Here is a 20,282-nt window from a genome sequence, read left to right as displayed (position 1 = left end):
AGGGGCATGGCCGGCGCGGTGCGGCCAGGGCTGGGTTGAAGTACGCCGCGCAGTGTGTGTCATGGCCGGGACAACGCGCCAGAGCGGGACACCGGCCAGGGAGCGTCACGCGCCGGCCGTGCGTCCAGGCGCGGCTTTTCCCGCCCCGCGGGCGCGGGGGTATTGTGCGGCGGGTGAACACAACCCGCCGGGCGGCGGTGTGCGACACTGCCCTGACCATGGGCGTGCAGCGTATTTCCTCCCGCGCAGGGCGGCCGGGCGGTTCGGTGGACCGTCTGGGGCCGCTGGCGCGCGAGGTGGCGCTGCCGCACACGCCCCGGCTGCTGCGCGTGCGGTCGCGGCTGTTCCTGACGACCCTGGGCGCGTTCCTGCTGCTGGCCGTGCCGCTGCTGGGCCTGGTCAGCCAGGGCGTGTACAGCGGCATCCACCGGTCGTTCGCGGAACGCTCGCTGCGCGAGTCGCGGCTGGTGGCCGTCCTGCCGCCGGTCGTGGCCGCGCTGGAGGGCGACGCAGCGCAGCGCGCGGCCCTGAACCCGCTGATGAACACGTACCGGGAACTGCTGGGCGCGGACTACGTGGTCGTCACGGACCGGACCACCGCCCGCCTGACGCACCCCACGCCCTCCCGCATCGGGGAGCGCATGGCCGGCGGGGACTTCACGGCCTTCCTGCGGGGCCAGAGCGTCACCGAGACGGTGGAGGGCACGCTGGGCCGCTCGGTGCGCTCGAAGGTGCCGGTCGTCTCGGGCCAGGGGCGGGTGCTGGGCCTGGCGAGCGTGGGCTTCTTGCTGCCACGCCTGCGGGACGTCTACCGGGACGTGCTGTGGGCGGCGCTGCCGTGGTACCTGGGCGCGCTGGCGCTGGCGCTGGGGTTGTCACTGCTGCTGGCGCGCCGTGCCCAGCGCGAGATGCTGGACCTGGAGCCCGAGCAGATCGCGGGCGGCCTGCTGCACTACCGCACGGTCATGAACGCGCTGGAGGAGGGCGTGCTGGTGGTGCGCGGCGGCCTGGTGTACGTGATGAACCCGCAGGCGCGGGCGCTGCTGGGCGTGCCCGCACAGGAACTGCCGGTGCCGCTGGACACGCTCCTGCCGGGGGGCGTGCCGGACGCCGGGGTGGCCGTGCCTCTGGACGTGCGCGGCCGGCCGCTGCTGGCGGGCGTGCAGGACACCGGGGACGGTGCGCAGGTGCTCACGCTGCGCGACCTCGCGCGGGTCCGCGCCCTGGCCGACGAGCTGACGCAGTCGCAGCGCTACGCCGAACTGCTGCGCGCGCAGACGCACGAGTTCACCAATCGCCTGCACACCCTGGCGGGCCTGCTGCACCTGGGCGAGACGCGCGAGGCCCTGGCCCTGATCCACACCCAGGCCGAGCGGCACACCGCCCACGCCGACGCGGTGCGTGGCCTGCGCCACGTGCGGCTGGCCGCGCTGCTGCTGGGCAAATTCGACCGCGCCTCGGAACTGGGCGTGGCCCTGAGCGTCGATCCGCTGTCCGCGCTGCCGGCCGAGCTGCCGCCCGGCACGCTGGACCTGCTGGAACTCGCGGCCGGCAACCTGATCGAGAACGCCCTGGAGGCCGCTGCGGGCCACCCGGACGCACAGGTGCACGTGCTGATCGCCGCCGATCCCGAGGGCGTGGTCGTGGAGGTGCGCGACACGGGCGCGGGCGTGCCGGCCGACCTCGCCGCGACCCTGACGCAGCGGGGCGTGAGCAGCAAGGGCCCGGGGCGCGGCGTGGGACTGGCTCTGGTGCAGGCCCGCGCGGACGCTGTGGGCGCCACCCTCACGCACGACCGGGTCACGGACAGCCGCGGCCGCCCGTGGACGCGCTTCACGCTGGACGTGCCGGCCGGGGCCGGCACGTGAGCGCTCCCCCGGCCATCCGCACCCTGATCGTGGAGGACGATCCGCGGATCGCGGCGCTGCACACCCGCTGGCTGCACGACGCCGGGGGCTTCGAGGTGCTGGGCTTCGCGGAGACCGTCCGGATCGCGCGGTCCATGGTCGCCACCCTGCGCCCGGCGCTGCTGCTGCTGGACGTGCAGCTCCCGGACGGCCGGGGCCTGGACTTCCTGCGTGAGCTGCGGGTCGCGGGCGCGCGGGTCGATGCGATCCTGGTCACGGCGGCGAACGACTCGGCCAGCGTGCAGGACGCGCTGATTCACGGCGCGGCGGATTACCTGGTCAAGCCCGTCACCCCCGGGCGCTTCGGCGTGGCGCTGGGGCGGGCCCGGGAGCGCGCGGCCGTGTGGGCGCAGCCGGAAGTGCGCCAGGGCGATCTGGACGCCCTGCTGAGCACCCCGGCCTCGGCGGCGAGCGGCCTGGACGCCGACACGCTGCAACGGGTCCGCGCGGCCCTGCGCGGCGGCCCGCCCCGCACCGCCGCGGACCTGGGCACGGCCCTGGGCCTGAGCCGCGTGACCGCGTGGCGCTACCTCGAGCACCTCGTCGAGGTGGGCGAGGCGGCCGTGGAGACGGACGTGGGCACGGTCGGCCGGCCCGCGAAGCGCTACCGGCGGTCCTGAGGAGCGCTCTTTCGTGCATTGCGTTCCGCGCGCGGCCGTTCCCGCCGCAGGAACGCGCCACCATCCGCTTTGCGCGGTGATGGTACGCTCGTGGGCGGTATGGATTCCTTCGACGTTGTGGTGATCGGCGGCGGCCCGGCGGGGTATGTGGCAGCCATTCGTGCGGCGCAGCTGGGCTTCAGGACGGCCTGCGTGGACGCCTTTGAGCGGAACGGCAAGGCCAGTCTGGGCGGCACGTGCCTGAACGTGGGCTGCATTCCCAGCAAGGCGATGCTGGACTCCAGCGAGAAGTTCGAGATGATCACGCACGAGGCGGCCGAGCACGGGATCCAGGTCTCGGGCGCGAGCGTGGACGTCTCCAAGATGCTCGCGCGCAAGGCGGGCGTGGTGGACAAGCTGACGGGCGGCGTGGCCTACCTGTTCAAGAAGAACAAGATCACGTCGTTCTTCGGCTACGGCAAGTTCGTCCGCCAGGAGGAGGGCGGCTGGATCGTGGACGCCGCCGGCACCGAGGTGAAGGCCACGCACGTGATCGTGGCGACGGGCAGCAACCCGCGCGCCCTGCCGCTGGCCCCCTTCGGCCAGAACGTGGTCGAGAACAGCGGCGCGCTGGAGTTCACGGCGGTGCCCCAGAAGCTCGGCGTGATCGGCGCGGGCGTGATCGGCCTGGAACTCGGCAGCGTGTGGCGCCGCCTGGGCGCGCAGGTCACGGTCCTGGAGGCCCTGCCGGGCTTCCTGATGGCCGCCGACGACGCGCTGGCCAAAGAAGCCCTCAAGCAGTTCCAGAAGCAGGGCCTGGAGTTCCACTTCGGGGTGAACATCACCAAAGTCGAGCAGGACGACAGCGGCGTGAGCGTGACCTACACGGAAAAGGACGCCGAGACGACCGCCCGCTTCGACAAGCTGATCGTCTCGATCGGCCGCGTGCCGAACACGACCGGGCTGGGCGCCGACGCCGTGGGCCTCGCGCTGGACGAGCGCGGCTTCGTGAAGGTGGACGGGCACTACCGCACCAACCTGCCGAATGTGTATGCCATCGGGGACGTGATTGGCGGCGCGATGCTGGCCCACAAGGCCGAGGAGGAGGGCGTGGCGCTGGCCGAGCTGATCGCCGGGCAGGCCGGGCACGTGAACTACGACGTGATTCCGTGGGTGATCTACACCAGCCCCGAGATCGCATGGGCGGGCCTGACCGAGAAGCAGGCCAAGGACCGCGGCCTGACCGTCAAGACCGGGCAGTTCCCGTTTTCCGCCAACGGCCGCGCGCTGGGCCACGGCGATCCGCGCGGCTTCGTGAAGGTCGTCGCGGACGCGCAGAGTGACCGCATCCTGGGCGTACACATGATCGGCAGCGGCGTGTCGGAACTCATCGGCGAGGTGGTTGCCATCATGGAGTTCGGCGGCAGCGCCGAGGACCTCGCCCGCACCGTCCACGCGCACCCCACCCTGAGTGAGGTGGTCAAGGAAGCCGCGCTGGCGACCGACAAACGCTCGCTGCACATGTAAAGGCGCGAACGGCAGAGGGCGGAAGGCTTGCGCAGCCTTCCGCCCTCTGCTTGAGCCTGCCGCTACTCGCGGGCGTCCGGCGCGCGGTGCAGCGGAAGGTACTGCGGCAGCCACGCGCGCTCGCGGATCGCGGCTTCCAGCGCGGCGTCGTTCAGGCTGCGGATCGAGCGCTGGGCGCACACGCCGTCCGCAATCGCCTGACGGGCCACCGCCACGGCGATGCGGACGCTGATCTCGCGCAGTTCCGAGATAGGCGGGTACACGTGACCGGGGTGGTGGGTGCGGGTGTAGTCGGCGAGCGTCAGGGCGGCGGCCATGATCATGGCGTCGGTGATCTCGCGGGCGCGGGCGGTCACGGCCCCGAAGCCCAGGCCGGGGAAGATGAAGGCGTTGTTGCCCTGCCCGACCGGGTAGCGCTGCCCGGCGTGCTCCACGTCCGGGAAGGGACTGCCCGACGCGACGATGGCGCCGCCGTCCGTCCACGTGATCAGGTCGGCGGGCCGCGCCTCGACGTGGCTGGAGGGATTGCTCAGCGGGAACACGATGGGCCGGGGCGTGTGCGCCAGCATGGCCAGCACGGTCTCCTGCCGGAACAGGCCGGGCACCCCGGTGAAGCCCAGCAGGGCGGTCGCGCGGGCGTTCACCACGACCTCGTGCAGCGTGGGGTACTCGCCGGCGTACGACCAGCCCGCCAGCTGCTCCGGAGTACGGGCGAAGGGCAGCTGCTGCGACTCCAGGTCCGGCTGGCCGTGCATCAGCAGGCCGTAGCGGTCCACCACGTACACGCGCGCGCCCGCCTCGGCGTCGTCCAGGCCGCCCTGCACCAGCCCCTGACGGATCGCCTGCGCCACGCCGATCCCGGCCGCGCCCGCCCCGACGACCACGAACACCTGATCGGTCAGCCGCTCGCCCTTGATCTGCGCGGCACACGCCAGGCCCGCCAGGGCCATGGCGCCGGTGCCCTGGATGTCGTCGTTGAAGCTGGGCAGCACGCGACGGTAACGCTCCAGCACCCGGAATGCCGTGCCGCGGCTGAAGTCCTCCCACTGGATGATCGCCTTGGGGTAGCGGTGCGCCACGCCCTCGACGAAGGCGTCCAGAAACTCGTCGTAGGCCTCGCCGGTCAGGCGGCGGTGGTGCACGCCCAGATACAGCGGATCGTCGATCAGGTCCTGGCGGTTGGTGCCCACGTCCAGTTCGACCGGCAGCGTCTTGTCCGGTCCCACGCCGCCCGCCGCCGTGTAGAGAGAGAGCTTGCCGATGCTGATCGCCATGCCGCCAAAGCCCTGGTCGCCCAGGCCCAGGATCGCGCTGGAGTCGGTCGCCACGATCATGCGGACGTCGTTCACGGACACGTTCTCCAGCATCTCGTCGATGCGCCCGATGTCCTCGGTACTGACGGAGAAGCCGCGCGGGTAGCGGTAGTTGCTGGAGTAGGTCTTGACCGCCTCGCCCACCGTGGGCGTGTAGATGATCGGCAGCATCTCCTCGAGGTGATCCTCCAGCACGCCGTAGAACAGCACCTCGTTGCGGTCCTGCAGGGCCCGCAGGTACTCGTGCTTGTCGAGGTCGCTGCGGCAGCCGAGGTAGCGGCGGTACGTGCGCTCCTTCTGCTCGGCGAAGGTGCTGACGTGCGGCGGGATCAGGCCCTCCAGGCCCAGGTCGCGGCGCTCCTGGCGGGTGAAGGCGGTGGTCTTGTTCAGCAGCGGGTTCTGGAGCAGGGCCAGACCGCTGACGTGCACGTCGATGTACCGCTGGCCGTGCTCGTCGCGGCTGACGTCGTAGTACCGGGAGACGGGGGGACCTTTGGGCATGGCACTGCAGCATACCGAACCGCGCCGCACAGTCCGGGCACGAAATGCACGGAAGTGTTCAGGCCCGGCGCGCGTCCCAGCGCTGCCGCAGCGCGCCAAAATTCTTGTCGATCCGCGCCTGTGGCAGCACGGCCTGCGTGGTCGTGCCGTGCCCGATGTCGTCCCCGAGTTCGTTCACGGCGCTCAAGCGGCAATGCACCCGGCGGCCCTCCACGCGCTCCAGCACTGCCGTGACCGTGACCCGCATGCCCGGCAGCGCGGACGCGGTGTGCGTCACGTCCACCTGCGTGCCGATGCCGCCCTCGCCGGGCTCCAGAAACGGCAGGATGATCTTGCGCCCGGCTTCCTCGAAGTGCCGGGCCAGCCAGTACGTGGCGTACACCGGGTGCACCGCCCCGAGTTCCCCGAACTGCACGGTCATGTCGTCCGTGACGAGCACGTCGAGCGTCTGCGTGTAGCCCGGCGGAATGGCGCGCATGCGGCCACAGTAGCGTCCGGCACGCCGTTCATGGGCATTGTCTGAACGCTCCGTTCCGGTGCGGCCGGGCCACCCCCCTACACTGGCTGGATGAAGGTTGCCGATGTCCTCACCCTGATCCGCGAGGCCTTCCTGGCATTCAATCAGGACAAGGCGCCGAGGCTGGCGGCGGCCATCGCGTACTACGCCGTGTTCGCCGTCGCGCCGCTGCTGCTGCTGGCGGTGCTGATCGCCGGGCGGGTGCTGACCGACAGCGCGGTGCTCGACCAACTCTTCGGGCCGTCCGGCCTGATCGCGCAGAACCTGGGCACCGACACCGCCGAGTTCCTGCGCGGCCTGATCAAACCCGACGCTCTCACCAAGGGGAGTACAACGGCGACGGTCGCGGCCTTCGTGACGCTGTTCCTGGGCGCGACCGGGCTGTTCGTGCAGATCCAGGACGCCCTGAACTCCATGTGGGGCGCCGATCCCTCCCCGCCGCAGGGCGTGGTGAACATCGTGTGGACGCGCGTGAAGTCCTTCCTGATGATCATCGGGATCGGGCTGCTGCTGATCGCCTTCCTGGGCCTGAACACGTACCTCTCGGCGGTGGCCGAGCGGCTGGGCAACACCATCGGCGCGGGCGCGTTCTTCGTGCGGGCCGGGACGCTGCTGCTCTCGACCGCGTTCCTGGCCCCGATCTTCGCGGGCATCTACAAGGTGCTGCCGGACGTGAAGCTGGAGTGGCGCGAGGTGTGGGCGGGCGGCGTGTTCACGTCCACGCTGTTCACGCTGGGGCAGCTGCTGATCGGCCTGTACCTGGGGCAGGCCGCGCCGGGCAGCGTGTTCGCCGGGGCCGGCGCGCTGGTGGTGCTGCTGCTGTGGATCTACTACTCCGCGATGATCTTCTTCTTCGGGGCCGAGGTCACGTGGGTGTACTCGCAGAAGTTCGGCACCCACGCGGGCGGCGCGGCCAATGTGGGCAAGAAGCAGGCGCTGGCCGCCCAGGGCGCGGAGATCAGCACGGAACCCAGCGAGCAGGAGCGGGCGGCGCTCGCCGAGGGCGGCCCGGTGCGCGACGCGCGCGGCCGGGTGCTGGGCGTGGATCTGCCCCGCTGGCCGCGCATGCTGCCGCGGGTGCCGCGCCACGGCGAGGGCCGGCTGCTGCCCAGCGTGCGCGGCACCGTGTGGAACGCGCTGCTGGCCGTCATGGCGATTCCGGCGGTGGTGGTGCTGCGCGTGCTGGGCATCGCGGGAAAGCGCGACCGGCGGCCGTGACGGCCGGGCCCTACTTCCGGCCGGTCGTGTAGGTCGAGCCGCCCAGCCGCAGCAGGTCGAGCTGCGGCCAGCCGTCCTTGCCCGGCAGGGCGTAGCCGAACAGCTTCTCGACATGTCCGCCGCCGAAGGTGAGTTCCACGGTAAACCCGGTCACGCGGTACGTGCCGCCGCCCCGCCGCTCGCTGGTGACGGTCGCGCCGCCCGTCACGGTGCCCGCGTTCGTGCCGGTGTCGGTGGTGGTGGCGCTCACGCCGCCGCTGCGCTCACGGGTGAACTTGCCCTGCGGCAGGAACGTCAGGGTGGTCCGGAACGCGCCGCTGACCGTGCTGGCGCCGCCCCCCACGAAGCTGTCGGACGTGTACGTGCCGCTCAGCTTCACGCCGGCCAGGGACTGCAGCAGCTGGTAGGTGCGCCCGTCGATCTTCAGGGCCGCGCCCGCCTTCGCAAAGGGCACAGGCTTGTCCCGGCCGATCACGAGCTGGCCGCCCTGCGCGCGGTAGACCTCGCACACCGGCAGACCGTTGGGGTGCGTACGGGTGCAGTCCGCCTCGTCCAGCGACGCGTCCGGCTCGGCGGTGAAGACGTAGCCGGCCTTGTCGAACACGTACACGTCCCAGCACAGGCCGCTGCACCCGCCCAGGCCCATCGCGGCCAGCGGGTCGGGGTACCACGTGGCGTACGCGCCGCTCAGGCCTCCGCTGCCCCTGGGCGGCGCCGGCGCCTTCGCCGCGCCGTAGCGGGGCAGGGGCGTGGGCTTGACCACCCTGGTGCACTCCATCCTGGGGCGGTACACGCGCAGCGTGCGCAGGCCCGTGGCGTCCTCGCCGTAGGTACCGCTGGCGCCCTGGAGCGCGCCGCCCGTGAACTCCAGGTCGCTCCACTCCTGGTCCTGGTCGCTGCGGAAGTCCACGCTGTAGTGCCCGCTCTGGCCGCCCAGGCGGTACGCACCGCCCGCGAGGATCTCCAGCGTGCCGCCGCTCCGGCCGCTGCCGTCGGTCAGGGTGCAGGGGTACGCGGCCACAGCGGGCGTGCGGAGCTTGAAGTCCAGCAGTTGCCGGTTCTCGCGCGGGCCGCGCTGGTAGCACTCGAAGTCGCTGGCGTCGTCCAGCGTGCCCTCGCCGACGTCGTGGAGGCTGAGCTGCTGGCCATCGTCCCCGAAATCCAGATAGCCGGAGGCGCCGTCCAGCACCCCGCCGGTCCACGCGGTCCTGGTCAGGCTCCCGTCCCTCTTCACGGTGTACGACCCGGCCCCGTAGGGCGTGCGGTATTTCCCGCCGGGAAGGATCTGCAACACGAGTTCGGGGGTCACGCCGCTGCCGCGTTTTTCCTGGTAGCAGCGGAACTCGTCGGGGATCACGGCGGTGGCCGGATCGCCGCCGGCCGCGACGAACTGCGCGGCGTTCATGGGCTTCACGGCCGGCAGCGCGGCCTTCGGTCCGGTCAGCCCGCCGCCGGTCGCGGGAGCCGGCACCCCGGCGGCCGGCGCGCGGCCCGAGCGGACCAGCGCCACGAAGTCCGCCTGACGGGCCGTGAAGACCTCGCGGCTGGGCGCGACCAGCACGTACAACGTGGCCCGGGTGCCCGACACGCTGGCGATGTACGCGCGGTACTGCGTGCCCTGCGCGAGCCGCACGGCCGCGCCGGCCGTCAGCAGCGACGCCCCGGCCGGCGTGGTGGAGACCTGCACGTCCGTCCGCTCCGTCACCTGCCCGTCGCTGGACAGTTGCCCCACGCTGGTCGTGAACCATGCCCTCGCGTCGCCGGTGATCGTCTGGTCCGGAATCACCAGCATCACTCCGGCGGCACCGCCCGCGGGCATCAGGGTCGCCACGCCCTTCTCGACCCGGACCGTCCAGCCGGAGGGCGGCGTGAGGTTCAGCGTGCCGACCTGCACGGCCCCTGCCCGGACGCCGAGCAGCGACACGCCCAGCAGCACGGGCAGCAGGGCGCGCGCCCAGCGGAGGGCCGGGCACCGACGGAACAGGCGGGCGAGGACGGCGGGCAGTGCGGAGCGGCTGGGCATGGACGGGCCTCCGGAGGAGCAGGCGGCGGGAACGCCGGACGCGGCGGCCTCCACTGTAGGGCCGCCCGCTTCCGCCGGGGTCAGGGGACCGTCACGAAGTCCGCGTCAGCGGGTGCTGGAGTACCCGCCGCTGCACGCCGCTCCGCGTTCGGGCGCGGTGGGACCCTGCTCGTACTTGTCGAGGAAGGCCTTGAGACGGGCGTCGTCGGCCTTCTCGACTTTGAGCTGCGCGCCCCACGCGCTGATCACGACCGGGCTGGGCAGGCCGTCGTAGGGGCTCAGCAGCGTGTACGGGCGGCCGTCCACCAGCTTCTTCAGGGTGTCCACCTGCGCGCTGTCCAGGTCCGGGCGGTACGTGATCCACACCGCGCCGTGCTCCAGGCTGTGCACCGCGTACTCGTTGTACAGCGGCTGCGAGTACACGCCGCAGTTCTGCCAGATGGGGTTGTGCGCGCCGCCCGCCGGGGGGTTCTCCGCGTACACCAGCGACCCGCTGCGGTGGTCGCCGGCAGCGTAGGTGTAGGTCTGGAGGCCCTCGATGCCCTTGGAACCGCACGCGGTCAGGGTGAGCAGGAGTGCGGGAAGGAGGGGGAACGCGGCGCGCATCATCACTGCCCAGGGTAGCTTACGGCGGCCGGGACTTACCGCTCCGCCAGCCGGAGGCCGCAGCCCGCCGTTGCGCCGCGCCACTCCATTCTTCCGCTCAGGTCCGGTCCCGTTCCTACTCGCCGCCCTCGGCGCGTGCCGCGTCCGGCGCGGCGTCCAGCACCACGCCGGGCGGGCGGCCCTGGGGAAAGCCGGGGCCGCGCAGGTCGACGTCCTGGCGGTCCGGCATCAGGTCGCCCTTCAGGCCGCGCCCCTCCAGCACCGGCACGAAGGCGTCCATGACCTCCGGCTCGCCGTGCACCAGCCACACGTGCGGCGTGCCGGTGGTCGCCAGGAAGGCCAGCAGGTCGTCCTGGTCGGCGTGGGCAGAGAAGCCGCCGATGGTGTGCACGTGGGCGCGCACCGCGATGTCCTCGCCCATGATCCGCACGTGGTCGGCGCCCGTGACGATCCGCCCACCGAGGGAACTGGGCGACTGATACGACACGATGATCAGGCTGGTCGAGGGGTTCCACAGGTGGTGCTTGAGGTGATGCTGGATGCGCCCACCGGTCATCATCCCGTTCCCGGCCATGATGATCGCCGGGCCGTCGTACTTGTTCAGGCGCTGCGACTCGGCGCTGGTGGGCACCACGTGCAGCGTGCTGGGCCGGAAGGGGTCCTCGCCGGCGCGCAGCGCGTCCCGCACCGGCGGGATCAGCTCGTCACCGAACTCGAAGTACTCGTTGGTCGCGCGGGTCGCCATGGGCGAGTCGAGGAACACCGGGATGCGCGGCACCTCGCCCGCGTCCATCAGGTCCTTCAGGGTGTACAGGATCACCTGGGCGCGCTCGATGGCGAAGGTCGGAATCAGGATCTTGCCGCCCTGGCGCACCGCGCCCCTCAGGGCGTCGCGGAATTCCAGCAGGGTCTCGGTCCACGGGCGGTGCGTGCGGTTGGCGTAGGTCGTCTCGATCACGACCGCGTCCGCCTCCGGGGGCGGCGTGAAGTCCATCTGGAGGCCGCTCTCGCGGTTGCCGAGGTCGCCCGACATGATCAGGCGGCCGTCCGCGCTCTCCAAAAGCAGGTACGCGCTGCCCAGGATGTGCCCGGCGCGCTGGGGCGTGATCTTCACGCCGGCGATGGTGGTCGTCTCGCCGAAGGCCAGGTCCGGGCGCAGCAGGGCCACGGTGCGGTGCACGTCCGCTTCCTCGTACAGCGGGGGCAGCACCTCGGCCTCGCGGCCCTGGCGCCGGGCGTGGCGCAGGTCCATACGGTAGCCGTCCTCCTGCAGGCGGGCGGAGTCCAGCAGCACGGTCTCCGCGAGGGCGGCGGTGGGGGGCGTGCAGTGGATCGGGCCGCGGTAGCCGCCCCGGACGAGCAGCGGCAGGCGCCCCACGTGGTCCAGGTGCGCGTGCGTGAGGATCACGCCGTCCAGGCCGCGCACATCGAAGTCGAAGGGTTCGCGGTTGCGGGCGTCGGTCTCGTCGTCGCCCTGGAACAGGCCGCAGTCGATCAGCAGCTGCCGGCCGCCGTCCAGGGTGAGCAGGTGCATGCTGCCCGTGACGGTCAGCGCCGCGCCGAAACTCTTCATGTGCATGTCCCGGAGTGTACCGTGGCCCCCCCGACCGCGCCGACCAGTACCCGCCGCCCCTCCGGCGTGCCCGGCACGTCACAATGAAGCATGCGGAGCGAGGAACAGGCGGCCCTGCGGGCCCTGCGGAACCGCCGTCAGGGAGCGGTGCTGGCGTACCACGGGCCGGCCGGCGTCGGGAAGACGCACGCCGCGCACGACCTGCTGCGTCGCGGGGGCGTGCAGGCGCATACCGTGGCCGCCACCCTGCCGCTGACCGAGTGGCCGGCGCGCTTTCCGGCCGGCCGCGGCCTGCCCGGCTGGGCCGAGGCGGCGCTACGCCGCCTGCCCGACGGGGACGGCGCGCTGAGCGCCCTGGCGGCCCTGATCGCCGCGCACGCGCCCGTGGGCGTGATCGTGGACGACCTGCACGACGCGCCCCCCACCCAGGCGGCCGCGCTGCGCACCCTGGCGGATCTGCTGGGCCGCGCGCGCGGAGTGGTGCTGCTGTTCACCACGCGGCACGCCGTGCCGGACGGCCTGGCCGCGTGCGCGGTCGAGCCGCTGGACGCGGACGGCACCGACGCCCTGTGCGCGGGAGAACTCGGGCCGGACCTGCCGCCCGAGGTGCGGCGCTGGGTGTACGGCCGCGCGCGCGGCAATCCGCTGTTCACGCTGGAGTACCTGCGGTTTCTGGTGCGCAGCGGGCACCTGTACAGCGACGGGCAGCGCTGGCACTGGCGCGCGCCGCAGCAGGCCCGCCTGCCGGGCCGCATCGAGGCGCTGATCGACCTGACCCTGGAGCGCGCCGGCACGCACCGCGCCCTGCTGGCCGCGCGGGCCAGCGTGCCCGACGCGCCGCCGGACGTGTGGGCACAGGTGGCCGAGGTCAGCCCGGACGCGCTGCGGGCGGCCGCACACGACCTCGCGCAGCAGGGCCTGCTGGTGGGCGAGCACGCGGCCTTCAGCCACCCGCTGTACGCGGAGGTGCTGCGCGCACAGACCACGCCGGAGCAGGCACGCGCGCTGGCCCGCCGGGCGCTGGCCGCGTACCACGGCGATCCGCTGCGCGCCGTGGAGTTCCTAGACGCCGCCGGCACGCCACCCACCGAGGCGGCCGACCTGCTGGAACGTGCCGCGGCCGCCGCCCAGACGCGCGGGCTGGCGGCGCAGGCGGGCACCCTGCTGGCCCGCGCGAGCGACCTGGCGGGTCCGGAGCGCCGCGCCGAGCTGGCCGTGCAGGCCGCGCAACTGCTCCAGGGCAGCGACCTGCCGCGCGCGCTGGACCTGGCCGTCCGTACCCTGGCTGACCCCGCGCTGGCCGAGCGCACGCTGCCGCTGGCCGCCACGCTCAGCGCCCGCGCCGGCGGCCGCGCCGCGCTCGACAGTCTGCTCGCGGCGCAGCCGCCGGGGCCGCTGGCCGACGGCGCGCGCATCATGGCGCTGCAGAACATCGGGGACCACGTGGGCGCGCTGTCTGCGTGGGAGGCCCTGAACGGCGACCAGCAGGGCGCGGCGGGCGTGCCGGTCCGCAGCGCGGTGGCGATGGCCCTGCTCGCCACGGGCCGGCGCCACGACGCCGCGCGGGAACTGGACGCCCTGCTGGCCGGCCCGCTGAGCGAACCGGAACGCCAGCGGCTGCTGGGCGTGCAGGTCATGCTGCTGTATCACCAGGGCGAGTACCGCGCCGCGGCGGACCTGGCCGCGGACACGGCCCAGAGCATGCAGGACGCCGGCAACAGCGTGGGGGCCAGCGCGCTGTGGCACAACCGCGCGGCCTTCCTGCGCATGCTGGGCGAACTGGACGCCGCGATGGACAGCGTGGGCCACGCCCTGGAGGCCCGCCAGCGCCTGGGCGACGCGCGCGGCTACGCCAGCAGCCTGGGCATGCGCGCCGAGCTGCATTTCGAGCGTGGGGAGCTGGAACGCGCCGAGGACGCGCTGATCGAGGCGCAGGGGGTGCTGACCTACCTGGACGGCGCGCACTTCCTGCTGAACGCGCTGGGCATGCTGACCTCGCTCTACACCCTGAGCGGCGCGCCGCTCTCGGCAGAACTGGCCCTGCACCACGCGCGGCGCGCGCTGCGCCTGGCGCAGGACCTGGGCAACGCGCGCCTGCTGGTCGAGACGCTGAACGATGCCAGCCGCGCGCACGCCCGCGCCGGACAGGGCGAACGCGCCCTGGAGCTGGTCGAGGAGGCCGAGGCGCGCGCCGCGACCCTCAGCGCCGATCCGCGCACGCAAAGCCGCAACGGCGTGGCGCGCGGCCTGGCCCTGGACGCTCTGGGCCGGCGCGGCGAGGCGCTGGCGGCGCTGCAGGCCGCCGAGGCCGTGGCGCGCGAGCACCTGGGCGAGTACGAGGCGGACCGGGTCGCCGTGGACGTGGCCCGCCTGGCGGGCGACCGGGACGCGCTGAATGCGCTCGCGCAGCGCTTTGAGGCGCGCGGACAGGGCCTGGGGACGCTGCTGGCCCGCCGCGCGCTGGGCCGCGCGGCCGCGCCGGCCGGCGACGTGCGGCTGCGGGTGCTGGGTCCGCTGGAACTCGACGGCGCGCCGGTGCGCGGCGAGGTGCGCCGGACGCTGCTGCTGCGCCTGCTGGAAGCCCGGCTCCAGGGCCGCGCCGAGGTCACGCGCCTGGACCTGGCCGACGACCTGTACCCGGGCCGACCCGAGGCGCAGGCGCTGGGCGCGCTGAAACAGGGCGTGGCGGCGCTGCGGGCGGCGGCGGGCCACAGCGTGATCGTGACCACGCCCGGCGGGTACGCCCTGGGCGACGTGCCCAGCGACGCCGAGGCGTTCCTGGCCGCGCCGGAACTGGGCCTGTGGCGCGGCCCGCTGCCGCCGGAACTGGGCGAGGCGCAGCGCGAGGTGCTGCACGCGGCCCTGCTGCGCGCGGCCCGCGCGGCGCTGGCCGACGATCCCGCGGCGAGCGCCCGCGCGGGCCGCCTGCTGTGGGACGAGGACACGCTGGACGAGGCCGCGCTGACCCTGACCCTGGACGCCCTGCGGCGCAGCGACAACCACCGCAGCCTGACGCGGCTGTACGGCGCCGCGCGCGCGCAGCTGGGCGAGGTGGGCGTGGTCCTGCCGGAGCGCTGGCAGGACTACCTGGCCGCCCGGCCGTCGTGAGCGCCCTGCGTGGGTGACCGTCCGGCGTAACGGCCCGGTTCCCTGACCACACCCTCACCGGCCGCGCCGCACCCTGGGCGCAGGAGGTGGAGGGATGGCTGGGGTGCACCGGGGGGTCACGTACAGGCTGTGTCCGAGGTGTGGGCGCGCGTTGCCCAGCGTCAGCGAGGAACGGTATTGCCCGCACGACGGCGCGCGGCTGATCGGGCACTGCCCGGGCTGCCACGCCGACATCACCAGTCCGTACGCGCGCTACTGCACGCGCTGCGGCCAGGAACTCGTAGTCCACGGAGGACACAGCATATGAACACACGACGCAGCACACGGCCCTTCTCGTTCCGCCGCGGCCTGGGACTGGCCGCACTGCTCACGGCGTCGGCGCTGGCGGCCGGCGTCACGCGCATCCTGGTCAACGGCCGCGTGGTGCCGGGCACCGTGGTGACGGTGGGCGGGCAGACCTACGTGCCGATCAGCGCCCTCACGGCGGCAGGCTTTCAGGTGAGCACGGCCGGCGACACCCTGAGCATCACCGGGCCGCAGGCATCGGCGGGCCAGGGCACGCCGGGCACCGTGGCGGGCGGCTCGCAGCAGATCACGGCGCTGTCGGGCTGCCTGAACCAGACGCTGTTCAACGGCGTGTGGCGCATCAAGTTCAGCAACCTGCGCGTGATCCAGGACGACGGCACGGCCCGCTGGGCGGTGGACCTGGAGGCCCGCAACGGCACCGCCAAGGCCATGACCGGCGCCGACGGCCTGCTGTTCGCCGACGAGCAGCACCTGGCCTTCATCACCGCCGACGGCACGCCGATGAGCTGGAGCATCACCGACTCGCTCAACGGCCAGAAGGTCACGTACAGCCAGTTCCAGCCCTCGGGCGTGTGGCGCGGCATGATCACCACCTTCGACGGCAACGCCGCGAGCACCAGCCGGCGGCCCACCAAGCTGGTGTGGCGCATCGACACCAGCGAGGGCGGGGACTTCGCCAAGGCGCTGCCGTGGGGTGTCAAGAGCCCCAGCTTCCGTATCGACCTAACCTGCTCGAAGTAGCGCGGCCAGACCCGACAGGTCGGCGCTCCCGGCACGGCCGGCGACCTGCCGACCGGAGCGGCACCGGCCTGTCATCGCGCCCGCCCTTTCACAGCACCGCCGTGTGGCGGGGACTTCTTCTCCCCCGCCGAGGAGCCATATGAACCACACCCCGTTTCGTTTCGTGTTCCGCTCTCTGCTGGCCGTGGCCTGCGTGGCGGGAAGCGCGCCCGCGCAGGAGAACATCGGCAAGACCAGCGCGCCGCTGAGCGTGCAGCGCTCCAGCCTGTGGCCGTCGGCGCAGATCGGCGTGTGCTGGGAAAACCCCGGCAGCGACGCCGCCGCGCGCGGCTGGGTTCAGCAGGCCGTGCAGGCCACCTGGGAGGCGGCCTCGGCGGTGCGCTTCACCGGCTGGGCGACCTGCGGCGCGAATACGCGCGGCATCCGCATCCAGATCATCGACAACCGCTCGCACACCACGGCGCTGGGCACCGGCATCGACGGCGTCAAGAACGGCATGCAGCTGAACTTCACGTTCAACAACTTCAGCACCAGCTGCCAGAAGACGCGCGAGTACTGCATCAAGGCCATCGCCGCGCACGAGTTCGGACACGCGCTGGGCATCGCGCACGAACAGAACCGCTCGGACCGCTTCGACTGCTCCGAGGCGCACCAGGGCACCGATCCGGACTGGACCGTCACGCCGTACGACAAAGTCTCGATCATGAACTACTGCAACCCGAACTGGAACGGCAATGGCCAGCTCAGCGACCTCGACAAGATCGGCGTGAACGTGCTGTACGGCAAGGGGAGCACGCCGGTGCCCGGCACCAGCCCCGAGATCGCCGATTACAAGACCTTTGACCTCGAGCAGTTCGAGACGATGTACGTGACGCCGCAGGGCGCGCTGGGCCTGGTGTGGAAGGTGAACAACTCGTGGTGGAAGGGCCCGATCTTCCTGTCGGGGCCGGGCCTGCTGCCGCAGGGCGCGCACATCTCGATGGTGAGCTACCCGCTGAACAACCAGCTCGAGGCCTTCTACGCCGCCAACGACGGCGCGATCTACGTGACCTACAAGGCCAAGAACGGCGCGTGGTCCAGTCCCATCCGGCTGACCGCCCCGAACGTCGTCCGCCCCGGCGGTGACCTGAGCGCCGTGTTCTACCCGCTGAACAACCAGCTGGAGGTGCTGTTCATCGGCAGCAACGGAGCGCTGAACGTGCTGTGGAAAGCCCAGAACGGCAGCTGGAACGGTCCCGCCGCGCTGAGTGGGCCGGGGCAGGCTCCCTCCGGAGCCGGCATCAGCGCCGCCTTCTATCCGCTGAACAACCAGCTCGAAGTGATGTTCGCGGGCAACGACGGCGGGATCGGCCTGGCCTGGAAAGCGCAGAATGGCAAGTGGAACGGGCCCTTCGGCATCGCGCCCCCCAACCAGATGCCCGCCGGGGGCCGCATCACCCTGCAGTACTACCCCCTGAACAACCAGTTCGAGGCCTTCTTCGTGGACAATTCGGGCCGTGTCAACGTGCTGTGGAAGGCCCAGAACGGGAAGTGGAACGGGCCTGCGGCCATCAGCGGGCCGGGGACCGGCGTTCCGGGCGGCTCGATCGTGGGCTCCTTCTATCCCCTCAACAACCAGCTGGAAGTCTTCACAGTCGGCCCGAACGGCGCGGTGAACATCGTGTGGAAGGCGCAGAACGGCGCGTGGAACCGGCCCTTCGCACTGGCTCCGGCCGGCGCCGCGCGGCCCGGCAGCCCGATCGCGGTGCGCTACCAGACCATCGCGAACCAGCTCGAGGTCTTCTACTCGGATCCCGGCGGCCTGCTGAACCTGATCTTCAAGGCGCAGAACGGCGCGTGGAACCGCCCCTTCCGCCTCTGAACGCCCCGGAATCCGCCCCCACCGATCACGTGGGGGCGGACTTCATTTGCCCTTCAGGTTCCACGTGGGCCTGACGGGCGCGGTGTACGTTCGGACCATGACCCAGCCCTCCTCCGCTTTCCAGAAGATCCTCGTGGGCGTGGACTTCTCCGAGGCGTCCCGGCACGCGCTCACCGTGGCCCGCACGCGCTTTCCCGGCGCGCAGCTCAAGCTCGCGCACGTCACGGACGCCCGCGTGGGCACCACCCCGGACCTGATGGGCGGCGTGACGCCCACCCTGCCGGACCCGGCGGTGCTGAACGCCCTGGAGGACGCTGACGCCGGCGTGATGTCACGCGTGGTCCAGCCGGGCGAGGAGAGCGTGCAGCTGGTGGGCGATCCGCTGACGGGCCTGCTGGACGCCGCCGAGGAGTGGGGCGCGGACCTGATCGTGGTGGGCACGCACCCGCAGGGCATGCTGGAGCACTTCCTGCTGGGCAGCACCGCCGAGAAACTGGTGGCCCGCAGCCGGATTCCGGTCCTGTCGGTCCGGCACGGCTGAGCCGCGCGTGGGAGCAGCGGCGTGAAGGTCGGCGTGGTCGGCGCGGGGCTGGTCGGCGCGACGGCCGCGTACGCGCTGGTGCTGCGGGGTTCGTGCAGTGAACTGCTGCTCACGGACCTCGACGCGGCGCGTGCCGATGCCGAGGCGCAGGACATCGCGCACGCCAGCCCGGTCAGCCACGGCACGCGGGTGGACAGCGGCCCGCTGGACGCGCTGTCGGGCAGCCGCGTGGTGATCGTGGCGGCCGGCGCGAACCAGCAGCCCGGCGAGTCCCGCCTGGACCTGCTGGGCAAGAACGCCGCGATCTTCCGCGACCTGATGCCGCGCGTGGCCGCCGCTGCGCCAGGCGCCGTGCTATTGATCGCAACGAATCCGGTCGATGTCCTCACGGACCTGAGCGCCCGGCTGCTGCCGGACCGCGCGGTGCTGGGCTCCGGCACGGTGCTGGACAGCGCCCGGCTGCGCTGGCTGACCGCGCAGCACGCCGGGGTGGACGCCACACACGTGCACGGCGCGGTGCTGGGCGAGCACGGCGATTCCGAGGTCATCGCGTGGAGCGCCGTGACGGTCGCGGGCCTGCCCGTGGCGGCCTTCATGCAGGCGCGCGGCCGGCCGTGGACGCCGGACATCCGCGCGCAGATCGAGGCGGGCACGCGCGGCGCGGCCGCTGCGATCATTCAGGGCAAGCGCGCCACGTACTACGGCATCGGAGCGGCGCTGGCCCGCATCACCGAGCGCATTCTGCAGGGCAGGCGGGCGGTGCTGACCGTCAGCGCACCCACGCCGGCGTACGGCGTGAGCCTCAGTGTGCCGCGCATCGTGGGCGCGGCCGGCGTGCTGGAGACCGTCATGCCGGCCCTGAACGACGCCGAGGCGGCGGCCCTGGAGGCGAGCGCTGCGGTCCTCAGGGCGGCGAGGTCGTCACTGGCGGAGTGGTCGTCGGCGCCGTGACAGGGGATGTCGTGGAAGTGCCTGCGCCGGATTCGCCGTCCTGGAATTCGCCGGTGATGGTGCCGCCCTCGGGTTTCACCGCGTAGACCTCGTTGCGGTCGAGGTCGTACAGGATCATGCCGGCGGTCAGGGTGTCGCCGCCCTTCACGCTCTGTGCGGGCTGGTCGGCGGTTCCGATCAGCCGCGCGACGTTGCGGGTGTCGTCGTACTCGACCCGCGCGGCCCTGCTGACCCGCCCGCCCGAGGAATTCAGCACGACGTTCCCCACCAGCGTGGTCTTCTCCTGATCGACGTCCACCTCGATCTTGTCGCTCTTGCCGGTCAGCGGATCGCTCTGGCCCGCACGCGCGAAGCTGATCGGCCCGTCGATCCGCGCAATCCCGTCCGTCTCGTCGTACACCAGCGACTGGCCCTTGAGCTCGGTCTTGCCCTGCGTGACGAACACCGTGTCCGGCGCGGGCTTGGGGCTCACCTCCACGCCGCACTTCAGCAGGCGGTTCGTGGCACCCTCCGGCACGGTGTCCAGAAAACGGGCGGTGCCGGCGCTGGCCTCCACCCGGCCGTCGCTGCCGTCCTGGCCGTCCCTGGGCTGCTGCTGCGTGACCACCGCCAGCGGCACGCGGATCACGTTCTTGTCGATGCTGATCTGGATGCCGCTGGTGGTCGTCTCGCTGAACACCGCGAGGTTCGGGGCGTTCTCGGGGTCGCCGTCCTGCGGGCTGCACACCGTGAAGATCCCGGTCTCGTCGCTGGTGCCGGTGCGGACGATCCGGATGCGGCGCTCCTTGCCGTCCTTCTGCCCCCGGCGCACGAGTTCCAGGCTGGCGTTCTCCGAACTGGTGGTATCGGCGGTCTCCGTGGCCGGAGCGGCCTGATCCGTAGGCGGCGCCTGCTGGGCGCGGGCCAGCGGCGACACACTGCCCGGCACGCCGCCCAGCAGCAGGGCCAGCGTCAGGAGGGCGGCCGACCGCCGGGGAAACGCCATACGCG

16 protein-coding genes are annotated in these 20,282 nt (G+C 72.5%); 10 read left to right on the top strand and 6 right to left on the bottom strand.

The annotated features are described in order from the left end of the window. Window positions 1-173: 173 nt before the first annotated feature. The 3 genes from HNQ07_RS08135 (at window position 174) to lpdA (ending at window position 4,033) form a co-directional block, all read left to right on the top strand. Window positions 174-1,868 carry an ATP-binding protein gene (locus HNQ07_RS08135; protein WP_229831889.1) on the top strand — a complete coding sequence of 565 codons (1,695 nt, stop codon included), beginning with the start codon at window positions 174-176 and terminating at the stop codon, window positions 1,866-1,868. Then, the gene (locus tag HNQ07_RS08130) at window positions 1,865-2,527 is read left to right on the top strand and encodes a response regulator (protein ID WP_184110523.1); all 663 of its coding nucleotides are present in this window, start codon (window positions 1,865-1,867) and stop codon (window positions 2,525-2,527) included. The genes HNQ07_RS08135 and HNQ07_RS08130 overlap by 4 nt, the downstream gene beginning before the upstream one ends. Before the next feature lie 99 nt (window positions 2,528-2,626). Further along, entirely contained in the window at window positions 2,627-4,033 is a 1,407-nt protein-coding gene (gene lpdA / locus HNQ07_RS08125; RefSeq protein ID WP_184110521.1) for a dihydrolipoyl dehydrogenase, read from the top strand. Between the two features lie 62 nt (window positions 4,034-4,095). Here the strand turns inward: lpdA and HNQ07_RS08120 are convergent, their stop codons facing one another. Continuing rightward, entirely contained in the window at window positions 4,096-5,847 is a 1,752-nt protein-coding gene (locus HNQ07_RS08120; RefSeq protein ID WP_184110519.1) for an NAD-dependent malic enzyme, read from the bottom strand. 58 nt (window positions 5,848-5,905) lie between these two features. After that, complete coding sequence (locus HNQ07_RS08115) at window positions 5,906-6,325, bottom strand: thioesterase family protein (RefSeq protein ID WP_184110517.1); 420 nt, start codon at window positions 6,323-6,325, stop codon at window positions 5,906-5,908. 90 nt (window positions 6,326-6,415) lie between these two features. Here HNQ07_RS08115 and HNQ07_RS08110 point away from each other — a divergent pair, with 90 nt between their 5' ends. Next, window positions 6,416-7,582, top strand: a complete 1,167-nt coding sequence (locus tag HNQ07_RS08110; protein ID WP_184110515.1) for a YihY/virulence factor BrkB family protein — start codon at window positions 6,416-6,418, stop codon at window positions 7,580-7,582. Window positions 7,583-7,592: 10 nt separating this feature from the next. Here HNQ07_RS08110 and HNQ07_RS08105 read toward each other — a convergent pair whose 3' ends face one another. From HNQ07_RS08105 to HNQ07_RS08095, 3 genes are all read right to left on the bottom strand, one after another. Next, entirely contained in the window at window positions 7,593-9,605 is a 2,013-nt protein-coding gene (locus tag HNQ07_RS08105; RefSeq protein ID WP_184110513.1) for a serine/threonine-protein kinase, read from the bottom strand. A 105-nt stretch (window positions 9,606-9,710) separates the two neighbouring features. After that, window positions 9,711-10,211 carry a thioredoxin-like domain-containing protein gene (locus HNQ07_RS08100; RefSeq protein WP_184110915.1) on the bottom strand — a complete coding sequence of 167 codons (501 nt, stop codon included), beginning with the start codon at window positions 10,209-10,211 and terminating at the stop codon, window positions 9,711-9,713. A 115-nt stretch (window positions 10,212-10,326) separates the two neighbouring features. Then, window positions 10,327-11,790 (bottom strand): MBL fold metallo-hydrolase RNA specificity domain-containing protein, encoded by a 1,464-nt coding sequence (locus HNQ07_RS08095; RefSeq protein ID WP_184110511.1) that lies wholly within the window; start codon window positions 11,788-11,790, stop codon window positions 10,327-10,329. Window positions 11,791-11,874: 84 nt separating this feature from the next. Between HNQ07_RS08095 and HNQ07_RS08090 the strand changes: the two genes are divergently transcribed. The 6 genes from HNQ07_RS08090 (at window position 11,875) to HNQ07_RS08065 (ending at window position 19,292) form a co-directional block, all read left to right on the top strand. Further along, a complete protein-coding gene (locus HNQ07_RS08090) occupies window positions 11,875-14,892 on the top strand; it encodes an ATP-binding protein (RefSeq protein ID WP_184110509.1) in 3,018 nt (1,005 codons plus the stop codon). 94 nt (window positions 14,893-14,986) lie between these two features. Then, window positions 14,987-15,199, top strand: a complete 213-nt coding sequence (locus tag HNQ07_RS24510) for a double zinc ribbon domain-containing protein (RefSeq protein ID WP_373297967.1) — start codon at window positions 14,987-14,989, stop codon at window positions 15,197-15,199. Continuing rightward, window positions 15,196-15,939 (top strand): hypothetical protein, encoded by a 744-nt coding sequence (locus HNQ07_RS08080; RefSeq protein ID WP_184110505.1) that lies wholly within the window; start codon window positions 15,196-15,198, stop codon window positions 15,937-15,939. The genes HNQ07_RS24510 and HNQ07_RS08080 overlap by 4 nt, the downstream gene beginning before the upstream one ends. 139 nt (window positions 15,940-16,078) lie before the next feature. After that, entirely contained in the window at window positions 16,079-17,800 is a 1,722-nt protein-coding gene (locus tag HNQ07_RS08075) for a beta propeller lectin (protein WP_184110503.1), read from the top strand. Between the two features lie 97 nt (window positions 17,801-17,897). After that, the gene (locus HNQ07_RS08070; protein ID WP_184110501.1) at window positions 17,898-18,341 is read left to right on the top strand and encodes a universal stress protein; all 444 of its coding nucleotides are present in this window, start codon (window positions 17,898-17,900) and stop codon (window positions 18,339-18,341) included. Window positions 18,342-18,362: 21 nt separating this feature from the next. Beyond that, window positions 18,363-19,292, top strand: a complete 930-nt coding sequence (locus HNQ07_RS08065) for a lactate/malate family dehydrogenase (protein WP_184110499.1) — start codon at window positions 18,363-18,365, stop codon at window positions 19,290-19,292. Here the strand turns inward: HNQ07_RS08065 and HNQ07_RS08060 are convergent. Continuing rightward, window positions 19,246-20,277, bottom strand: a complete 1,032-nt coding sequence (locus HNQ07_RS08060) for an LptA/OstA family protein (protein ID WP_184110497.1) — start codon at window positions 20,275-20,277, stop codon at window positions 19,246-19,248. The two genes, HNQ07_RS08065 and HNQ07_RS08060, sit on opposite strands and share 47 nt — an antisense overlap. Window positions 20,278-20,282 lie beyond the last annotated feature (5 nt).

The sequence above is a fragment of the Deinococcus metalli genome (assembly GCF_014201805.1).
In the GTDB taxonomy this organism is placed as follows: domain Bacteria; phylum Deinococcota; class Deinococci; order Deinococcales; family Deinococcaceae; genus Deinococcus; species Deinococcus metalli.
The sequence above is the reverse complement of the archived record's forward strand: the minus strand, read 5'-3'. Positions and strand labels throughout refer to the sequence as shown.

Coding starts and splice junctions, on each gene's coding strand:
- lpdA (WP_184110521.1), top strand. CDS start 2,627: ATGGATTCCTTCGACGTTGTGGTGATCGGCGGCGGCCCGGCGGGGTAT.
- HNQ07_RS08120 (WP_184110519.1), bottom strand. CDS start 5,847: ATGCCCAAAGGTCCCCCCGTCTCCCGGTACTACGACGTCAGCCGCGAC.
- HNQ07_RS08115 (WP_184110517.1), bottom strand. CDS start 6,325: ATGCGCGCCATTCCGCCGGGCTACACGCAGACGCTCGACGTGCTCGTC.
- HNQ07_RS08110 (WP_184110515.1), top strand. CDS start 6,416: ATGAAGGTTGCCGATGTCCTCACCCTGATCCGCGAGGCCTTCCTGGCA.
- HNQ07_RS08105 (WP_184110513.1), bottom strand. CDS start 9,605: ATGCCCAGCCGCTCCGCACTGCCCGCCGTCCTCGCCCGCCTGTTCCGT.
- HNQ07_RS08100 (WP_184110915.1), bottom strand. CDS start 10,211: ATGCGCGCCGCGTTCCCCCTCCTTCCCGCACTCCTGCTCACCCTGACC.
- HNQ07_RS08095 (WP_184110511.1), bottom strand. CDS start 11,790: ATGCACATGAAGAGTTTCGGCGCGGCGCTGACCGTCACGGGCAGCATG.
- HNQ07_RS08090 (WP_184110509.1), top strand. CDS start 11,875: ATGCGGAGCGAGGAACAGGCGGCCCTGCGGGCCCTGCGGAACCGCCGT.
- HNQ07_RS24510 (WP_373297967.1), top strand. CDS start 14,987: ATGGCTGGGGTGCACCGGGGGGTCACGTACAGGCTGTGTCCGAGGTGT.
- HNQ07_RS08080 (WP_184110505.1), top strand. CDS start 15,196: ATGAACACACGACGCAGCACACGGCCCTTCTCGTTCCGCCGCGGCCTG.
- HNQ07_RS08075 (WP_184110503.1), top strand. CDS start 16,079: ATGAACCACACCCCGTTTCGTTTCGTGTTCCGCTCTCTGCTGGCCGTG.
- HNQ07_RS08070 (WP_184110501.1), top strand. CDS start 17,898: ATGACCCAGCCCTCCTCCGCTTTCCAGAAGATCCTCGTGGGCGTGGAC.
- HNQ07_RS08060 (WP_184110497.1), bottom strand. CDS start 20,277: ATGGCGTTTCCCCGGCGGTCGGCCGCCCTCCTGACGCTGGCCCTGCTG.